The 8,216-nt window shown below is 56.3% G+C and carries 8 protein-coding genes; 7 read left to right on the forward strand and 1 reads right to left on the reverse strand.

What is annotated here, in order from left to right:
• The first annotated feature begins 380 nt into the window (after positions 1 to 380).
• From pssA to AC3B8H_RS15685, 7 genes are all read left to right on the forward strand, one after another.
• Positions 381 to 1,121, forward strand: a complete 741-nt coding sequence (pssA, locus tag AC3B8H_RS15655; protein ID WP_488442478.1) for a CDP-diacylglycerol--serine O-phosphatidyltransferase — start codon at positions 381 to 383, stop codon at positions 1,119 to 1,121.
• A gap of 6 nt (positions 1,122 to 1,127) precedes the next feature.
• Positions 1,128 to 1,982 carry a CHAD domain-containing protein gene (locus tag AC3B8H_RS15660; protein WP_488442479.1) on the forward strand — a complete coding sequence of 285 codons (855 nt, stop codon included), beginning with the start codon at positions 1,128 to 1,130 and terminating at the stop codon, positions 1,980 to 1,982.
• A gap of 235 nt (positions 1,983 to 2,217) precedes the next feature.
• On the forward strand, positions 2,218 to 3,762 hold the full coding sequence (locus AC3B8H_RS15665) for a 2-isopropylmalate synthase (RefSeq protein ID WP_488442480.1): 1,545 nt from the start codon (positions 2,218 to 2,220) through the stop codon (positions 3,760 to 3,762).
• Between the two features lie 9 nt (positions 3,763 to 3,771).
• Positions 3,772 to 4,647, forward strand: coding sequence for a uracil-DNA glycosylase (locus AC3B8H_RS15670; protein WP_488442481.1), 876 nt, complete (start codon positions 3,772 to 3,774; stop codon positions 4,645 to 4,647).
• 4 nt (positions 4,648 to 4,651) lie between these two features.
• Positions 4,652 to 5,206 carry a ribosomal protein S18-alanine N-acetyltransferase gene (gene rimI, locus AC3B8H_RS15675; RefSeq protein WP_488442482.1) on the forward strand — a complete coding sequence of 185 codons (555 nt, stop codon included), beginning with the start codon at positions 4,652 to 4,654 and terminating at the stop codon, positions 5,204 to 5,206.
• A 69-nt stretch (positions 5,207 to 5,275) separates the two neighbouring features.
• Positions 5,276 to 6,052: a TIGR01458 family HAD-type hydrolase gene (locus AC3B8H_RS15680; RefSeq protein ID WP_488442483.1), complete on the forward strand. Its 777-nt coding sequence runs from the start codon at positions 5,276 to 5,278 to the stop codon at positions 6,050 to 6,052.
• Positions 6,053 to 6,897: 845 nt separating this feature from the next.
• Positions 6,898 to 7,443 (forward strand): DUF1097 domain-containing protein, encoded by a 546-nt coding sequence (locus tag AC3B8H_RS15685; RefSeq protein WP_488442484.1) that lies wholly within the window; start codon positions 6,898 to 6,900, stop codon positions 7,441 to 7,443.
• Positions 7,444 to 7,571: 128 nt separating this feature from the next.
• On the opposite strand, the gene AC3B8H_RS15690 is transcribed toward AC3B8H_RS15685, so the two are convergent.
• The coding region (locus tag AC3B8H_RS15690) for a UPF0149 family protein (protein ID WP_488442485.1) at positions 7,572 to 8,216 on the reverse strand (645 nt) is incomplete at its 5' end.

An 8,216-nucleotide genomic window follows, 5' to 3' on the forward strand; every position in this document is an offset into this window, starting at 1 on the left:
GGCCGATCATGCAACAAAACTTGAACTAGTTCAAATTTTTTTATACTCGGACACCCAGAGCTTCCGAAAACATGAGGCGAGTTCGAGTTGAGGTCGATGCAGCGCCAGATTTAAGCCTTGTATTTTGAGAGCCGCTTGTCGTTTAGGTGACCGACCGGAAACTCGATGGGGCAGCTTTTACGCTTTGCGCAACAGCTAAGGCATCGCGGGCTTACACGACAGAAGGCGGCGGAGAGCTGCACGTAACCGGCTAAATCGCTAACGCGTCGATGCTAACCGGGATCGCATTCCGGCGCGGCCTACACAAGCAGCATTTCCTCAAGCAACCGTCATATTCAGCATGTACAATGCCGCCAAATCGAATTTCCCGTCCGACCGAGATGATAAAAAAACCAGCGATTGCGCGTCATAGAGGCATTTACCTGCTGCCCAACCTGTTCACCACCGGCGCGATGTTCGCCGGGTTTTACGCGATCACGTCGGCAATCAACGGCCGCTTCGAAACCGCCGCGATTTCGTTGTTTATCGCGATGGTGCTGGACGGCCTGGACGGCCGGGTGGCGCGACTGACCAATACCCAGAGTGAGTTCGGCGTGCAATACGACAGCTTGTCCGACATGGTCTCGTTCGGCGCCGCGCCGGCCATCGTCATGTATCTGTGGACCTTGTCGGACTTGGGCCAGGCCGGCTTGTTCGCCGCCTTCGTGCACATGGCCGGCGGCGCGCTGCGCTTGGCGCGCTTCAACACCCAGGTCGAGGTCGCCGACAAACGTTATTTCCAGGGCTTACCCAGCCCGGCGGCGGCGGCCATTCTGGCCGGCGGCTTGTGGTTTTGCATCGAAAACGGCTATGACGTCGAGAATTTCAAATATTTGGTGCTATTTACCACCATCAGCACCGGCTTGTTGATGGTCAGCAATTTCCGCTATTCCAGCTTCAAGGAAATCGATTTCAAGAATAAGGTACCGTTTATCGTCACGATTATCGCGATGCTGGTGATCGGCTTCGTGATGGCGCAACCGCAACGCATGCTGTTTTTGCTGTCGGTCGGCTACGCCCTATCCGGCCCGATCGTCACGCTGGTGGTACGCAAGCGCCGGCTGCAAAGCCGCAAAGGCTAAACCGCTATGGCCGGGGCCGGCAAGTGCTTGCAACACGCCCTCGACCGCCACTGGCAGCTGTATCGCAAACGCCTGCAAGCTTGCCGGCAACGTTCCAACGAAGAGAACATCCACAAGCTGCGTACCGGCATCCGCCGGCTGGTGTCGGTGATAGACCTGGTCCGCGCGCTGGCGCCCTGCCCGGCGCTACGCAAAGCCCGCAAAATCCTGAAAGCGCAACTTGACCGCTTCGATGATCTGCGCGATACCCAAGTCATGTTGCTGACCATCGACGCGGCCATCGTCGAGCTGCCGGAATTGCGCGATTTCCACGAGCATTTGCGCCGCCGGGAGAGCCGATTGCTGAGCCGCTTGGAACCCGAGATCGCCGCATTGGGGACCGGTAAACTGCGGCGCAAACTGAAAAAATCCGGCCGGCGGGCCAAACGACGCGCCGCCGACCTCGACCTTGCTCAAGCCATCCCGGCCGTCGTCGACCGCGTCTATGCCAATGCCCTGGAGCGCCACACCGCGATAGACGACCGGCATCCGGCCACGATCCATCAACTGCGAATCGCGCTGAAAAAGCTGCGCTACATACTGGAAGCCGCGTCCGATCACATTCCGGGGCTGACGCCGGACTTGCTGGAACGCTTGCAACGGTATCTGACCGCGATGGGCGATATTCAGAACGCGGAAGTCTTGGCGTCGGCCTTGGCCGAGTTCTATCCGGACGCGCCGCCCGCGCCGGTAGCCGATCATTTTCAGAAACAGTACCGGCAACTGGTCGCCGAATTTATCGCCAATCGCTACGAGATCTTTCGATTCTGGCGAGCCGCCCCCGATCAGGCCCAACCCTGGCAACCCGACCGCGCCGTTTAGGCGCACGCCACACTTGAGCCGCGTGGCGACTATGCAGTATAGTGCGGCCCCATGAACACCAAGACGCCTATTTTGCATTCCGCCTTTGTTGCCCGGCCGGATCCCGGCCTATTTGCGCTCGCCCTGTCTCTGCGTCTGCTGCCCTGAGGGGCTCAGCACACACTCTCGATTTCAGACTAAATAACCTATTCCGATTTCTCGGCGAGCCGCCGAACGTTTCATGACCGGAGACCTCATGAAAGATTCACTGATTATTTTCGATACCACCTTGCGCGACGGCGAACAAAGCCCCGGCGCCTCGATGACCCGCGATGAAAAAGTCCGCATCGCTCGCGCGCTGGAGCGGATGAAAGTCGACGTCATCGAGGCCGGCTTCCCGGCCGCCAGCCAGGGCGACTTCGAGGCGGTACAGGCCGTCGCCGACGCGATTAAAGACAGCACCGTCTGCGGTTTGGCGCGGGCGCTGGACAAAGATATCGACCGGGCCGGCGCGGCGTTGAAAGGCGCCGCCAGCTCGCGCATCCACACCTTCATCGCCACTTCGCCGATTCACATGGCGAAGAAGCTGAACATGCAGCCGGACCAAGTCATCGAGTACGCGGTCAAGGCCGTCAAACGCGCCCGCCAGTACACCGACAACGTTGAGTTTTCGCCGGAAGACGCCGGCCGCTCGGAAGAGGATTTCCTGTGCCGGATCTTGGAAGCGGTGATCGACGCCGGCGCCCGGACCTTGAACATCCCGGACACGGTCGGTTACAGCATGCCGCAACAATTCGGCGCGATGATCGCCAATTTGCGGCAGCGGATTCCGAATGCCGATAAAGCCATTTTCTCGGTGCATTGCCATAACGACTTGGGTCTGGCCGTGGCCAACTCGCTGTCGGCGGTGATGAACGGCGCCCGTCAGGTGGAATGCACGATCAACGGCTTGGGCGAACGCGCCGGCAACGCCTCGCTGGAAGAAGTGGTGATGGCAATCCGTACCCGCCAGGATTTTTTCCAATGCGATACCCGCTTGGACGCCCGCGAGATCGTCACCTGCTCGAAACTGGTGTCGTCGATTACCGGCTTCCCGGTCCAGCCGAACAAAGCCATCGTCGGCGCCAATGCCTTCGCCCACGAGTCCGGCATCCATCAGGACGGCGTGCTGAAAAACCGCGAAACCTACGAAATCATGCGCGCCGAGGACGTGGGCTGGACCACCAACCGCATGGTGCTGGGCAAACATTCCGGCCGCAACGCCTTCAAAACCCGGATGGCGGAATTGGGCGTGCAATTCGATAGCGAAGCCGACTTGAACGACGCCTTCTTCCGCTTCAAGCAACTGGCCGATAAAAAGCACGAAATCTTCGACGAAGACTTGCAAGCCTTGATTTCCGAGCAAAGCTTCGAAGCCGAGGACGAGCACATTAAATTGGTGGCATTGAAAGTCTGCTCCGAAACCGGCGAAGTACCGAACGCCACCGTGACCATCCTGGCGGACGGCAAGGAATTGACCGGCAATTCCACCGGCGGCGGCGCGGTCGATGCCAGCCTGAAGGCCATCGAAAGCCTGGTGCAAACCGGCGCCACCCTGGCCTTGTATTCGGTGAATAACATCACCACCGGCACCGATTCGCAAGGCGAAGTGACGGTCAGACTGGAAAACGCCGGCCGCATCGTCAACGGCTCCGGCGCCGACACCGACATCGTGATTGCCTCGGCCAAGGCCTACATCAATGCGGTCAACAAGCTGCAAAGCCCGGATCAGCGGCAACATCCGCAAAAGGGCGATGTCTAGCCGCTGACGATGGAAGAATCGGTCCGCTTGCAATATCTGGAGGCGATGGGCATAGCTGTCTGGGTTCCCCGGCATCCGCCCGTCGTCGCCGAGCAAGCATTCGACGATTCCGAGAACGTCGGGTGGGCATCGCAAAGCGAAGCCCACCACGACGGCGCTTCCGACTCCAAAGTCGCGCCGACGCAAGCACAATCGGCCACCGATGAAGCGGCCGGCCGTGGCCAACTCGATGCGCCAGCGCCACGAACGGCCGATTCCGACACGCCGCCGACAACCGAGAGCCGTCCGTTCGCGCCATTACCGCACCACCCCAAACCTCACACCGACGACCACGCCTGGAAGGACCTGCAACATGAAGTCTCTATCTGCCGTGCCTGCTCACTCTGCGAAACCCGCACCCAGACCGTGTTCGGCGTCGGCAACAAACACGCAACCTGGCTGCTGATCGGCGAAGCGCCGGGCCGCGACGAAGACCTGCAAGGCGAACCCTTCGTCGGCCGGGCCGGGCAACTGCTGAATGAAATGATCCGGGCCATCGGCCTACGCCGCGAGCAGGTCTACATCGCCAATATGTTGAAATGCCGGCCGCCCAACAACCGCGATCCGCAATCTGGCGAAGTCGATGCCTGCCACGGTTTTTTAAAACGCCAGATCGAACTGATTCAACCCAAATTGATCCTGGCCGTCGGCCGCATCGCCGCGCAAAACCTGCTGCATACCCAGCAGCCGTTGGCGCGGCTGCGTGGCGTCCGCCACGAATTGGAAGGTATTCCGTTGACGGTGGTACATCATCCCGCTTATCTGTTACGTTCGCTGCCCGAAAAAGCCAAGGCCTGGGAAGACCTGCAATTCGCGCTTTCCGTTTATCAATCGCTGGAAACCTAACCCGATGTGGAAATTGCTACATAAGCTGAAAGATGCCGTGATTTACGACGCCGACCGCGAGTTTTACGCCAAGGTTTTTCCCGACTCGGTCGCCCCGCGCGACTTGTTGAGGCTGCGTAAAATGGACCACGCCGATTTGCCCGGCGTGCTGGCCATCGAAAACCAGAACTACGAGTTTCCGTGGTCGGAAGGCATTTTCAAGGATTGCTTTCGGGCCATCAATTACACCAACTGGGTGTGCGAAGCGCCGGACGACCGCATCGTCGGCTATTGCATCATCTCGGTAATGGCCGGCGAAGCCCACATCATGAACATCAGCGTCAGCCCCTGCATGCAGCGCCAGGGTGTCGGCCGCAAAATGCTGGAACACTTGATCGATTACGCCCGGCCCCGCGCCGAGAAAATGTTTCTGGAAGTCCGCCCCAGCAATCCCGGCGCGATCGACCTGTACCGCAAGACCGGCTTCCGGGAAATCGGCGTCCGCAAGAATTACTATCCGGCCAAGCAAGGCCGCGAAGATGCCATCATGTTCGAACTCGATCTGGCGCCGATGCTCTAGCACGGCCGCTTGACCAGGCCGGAAACGATGAGGTAAAAACCTGGTCCTGCGTATCCACAAGGGTTCAATATGACTGTTTCCGAAATTGACGGACTGCTGTTTGATCTGGACGGCGTGCTCTACGTTGGCGACGCCGCGATCCCCGGCGCCGCCAACGCCATCGCGCAAACTCAGGCCCGCGGCCTGCCCCGCCTGTTCGTCACCAACACCACCACCCATTCCCGTAACCAATTGGCGGCCAAACTGCAAGCGATGGATTTGCCGGTCGCCGCAGGCGAGATATTGACGACACCGCATGCCGCGCGCCTGTACCTCAAACATCGCGATTATCGCAGCTGCCATTTTTTGGTCGCCGACGCGGTCATGGACGAGTTCGCCGACTTCATTACCGACGACCAGCAACCGGACGCCGTCGTAATTGGCGATATCGGTTCGGCCTGGAATTACGAGATTCTCAACCGGGTGTTCGAAATGGCGATGGCCGGCGCCGAACTGATCGCCTTGCACAAAGGCAAATTCTGGCAGACCGCCGACGGCCTCAGGATGGACATTGGCGCGTTCGTGACCGGCCTGGAATATGCGACCGGCAAGACTGCCACGATCATGGGCAAGCCATCGCCGGCCTTTTTCGCGTTAGCCTTGCGACAACTCGGCCTACCTGCCAGCCGGGTAGCCATGATAGGAGACGACATCGATTCCGATGTCGGCGGCGCCCAGCGCGCCGGATTGCAAGGCATACTGGTCAAGACCGGCAAATACCGCGAGGCCTATGCCCTAGCATCGACTATCCAACCGGATTTACTGCTGGATTCGGTCGCCGAGTTACCCAAACATTTAGAACCGTAGCGGACATGCGATGCGAATCAACTGCGCGTCGCTGTTTCGAATTTTAGGCGCTTCGCGGTAAAACACGCCAAGGCTCGGCAAACCGGCTTCAAACCGAACAATGCCTCCGTCGCTCCCACGGCGGCCATCCAAGCGAGCGGTCATCCATTCGGCCGCGCTCATGGCAACCGGCCACCAATCCCAGCAAGCCGAATTAGCTCGCCTCCGTTAAGTCTCACCGGCGCACGATGCCGTTATCGTCCAAGCAGGAACTCTCAAAACGGTTCAAAAGCCCAAGGATGCCGTAAATGAGCCACCGATGAATTCGTTCCATTAAGTTTCAGCATCAGCTCAATCAATAGCTAACACATCGGTTTTTCTTGAAAAGCCGCGTTAATCCGAGGCAACTTAATTTGGCGGGTCCGCCTTTTCAAAACCATTTTTAAAAAATCCAGGCATAAACTGAATGATCTTACCGAGCGCGCGACCGGCTACAAAATACTAACCGCGCCGGCGTATTAAATATTTCACATCGTCACAGTCAGTTATAACCGAAACCCGACCTTAAATAACCCAATTTGCGCCGTCTATTCGTAAGCGTATATCCTCTATCAATCCCTGCAAAAATCCGCCCGGAAACTTTCTATTTAGTACCGGGAAGTTTTCCGGTAAACGGAACAAGCCTCATCAAATTTAATGGAATAGATTGCCATCTGTCGGAGAACGGACAAACGTGACAAATTGTCGCATTTTCAATAAATAATCGGAATGCTATATTTTGGATTGGTTAATTAAAAAAATAACCTCGCCCTTGCGGCTGATCACTTTTTATTTCAACACCCTTGATAATCAATAGGAAATTTCAAATGGAAAAAATTACAGCACTATCCCTCAGCATCGGTATTCTTTCCGGAGTCGCCACGTATTTTGCGGTAGGCCCCGCCGCGGGCGTGTTTTTTATTTGGGCAGCAACGATTGCATGGGCCGCTTACTTCTTATTAGGCGCAAACCGGGAAGCAGCGATTAACACGATAATCAATGGAATTTTCGGTGTGTTCATGGCGTGGGTTACCGCGTTATTGTTGCTGAAAATCGACCCGGAAATCTCATTGGGCGTCGAAATTACCACGGCATTAATCGTAGCGGGCGCGGTGATCGTGTTATGCCTATCGGCGAATTTACCCCAATTCGCGATTATACCGGTTGGCGTATTAGGTTACTCTTCCACCTTCGCGTATTTACTACAAACACCGGACAAATTAAACCAGGAGGTCCTGTTGGGCGCGTCGCTGAATAACCCGCTCCTGGTGATATCCATTTCGTTTATTCTCGGCTCGGTATTTGGACATCTTTCGAATCAATTAGCTGGAAAACTTAGCAGCATTCCAAGCCCGCTAGTGAGAAAAAGATAAAAGCCGGTTGAGTGCCGCCAGACAAGGAAGTCGAACCGCGAAGTTGTTTTCCGCCAGCTTCGCTTAGCGCTTTCCCGCTAGCGATAGCCGGTGCGGCTGAGCATTTTTTCAGTCGCCCGGCTCAATATCTAACCACCCTGATGCGCTTGCAAGCGCTTCGACATCGTTGCCGCGAATATTCGCAAACATTGATACGCATCCGGTAACGTCGGCAACACGGCTGCAAGAATCCGTTCGTCGCCGACCTCTCCCGCACTGTCGCCGCCGATCCAGGACTTTAGTTTTTCTAAATTATCCAAATAACCAACGTCTTCGGTCACCAATGCGGTAATAATATTAATACTTCCCTTGACCAGGTCGTGGCATTGTCCGGTTTCCTTAGCAATAATGCCGCTTTGCCAAAACGACCAGCGCAGGTTAATTCCCTTCAAAAATCCGTAACACCAGTGCCAAATATCAGCCATCGAATCGTCGTCAATCGTGGAAAGTTGGTACGGAAATTCCAGTTTATCGGCTAGCAAAGACTTATTAGCTGATTTCACGACGGCGACTACCGCTTTTTTCAAGCGTTTAATTTGTCGTCCGTTTAGATCGGGCCTATCTCCCAAAAACAGCTCCGCCATCCATTCGGATGGATCAATAATGTATGGCGTAATAGTGAGCGCATAAAAAAAACCGGTCAATCCGGCTTTGTTCAGATGCATTTCCGGAGGAACGCATTCATTTAACGAGAATACGAGAGTATTTAATGCTTTATTATCGATCATCGACTT

The sequence above is a fragment of the Methylomonas sp. BG-2 genome (assembly GCF_057766305.1).

Bases quoted from the DNA above. Each gene is read 5' to 3' on its own strand.
- pssA (WP_488442478.1), top strand. From the start codon at position 381: ATGATAAAAAAACCAGCGATTGCGCGTCATAGAGGCATTTACCTGCTG.
- AC3B8H_RS15660 (WP_488442479.1), top strand. From the start codon at position 1,128: ATGGCCGGGGCCGGCAAGTGCTTGCAACACGCCCTCGACCGCCACTGG.
- AC3B8H_RS15665 (WP_488442480.1), top strand. From the start codon at position 2,218: ATGAAAGATTCACTGATTATTTTCGATACCACCTTGCGCGACGGCGAA.
- AC3B8H_RS15670 (WP_488442481.1), top strand. From the start codon at position 3,772: ATGGAAGAATCGGTCCGCTTGCAATATCTGGAGGCGATGGGCATAGCT.
- rimI (WP_488442482.1), top strand. From the start codon at position 4,652: ATGTGGAAATTGCTACATAAGCTGAAAGATGCCGTGATTTACGACGCC.
- AC3B8H_RS15680 (WP_488442483.1), top strand. From the start codon at position 5,276: ATGACTGTTTCCGAAATTGACGGACTGCTGTTTGATCTGGACGGCGTG.
- AC3B8H_RS15685 (WP_488442484.1), top strand. From the start codon at position 6,898: ATGGAAAAAATTACAGCACTATCCCTCAGCATCGGTATTCTTTCCGGA.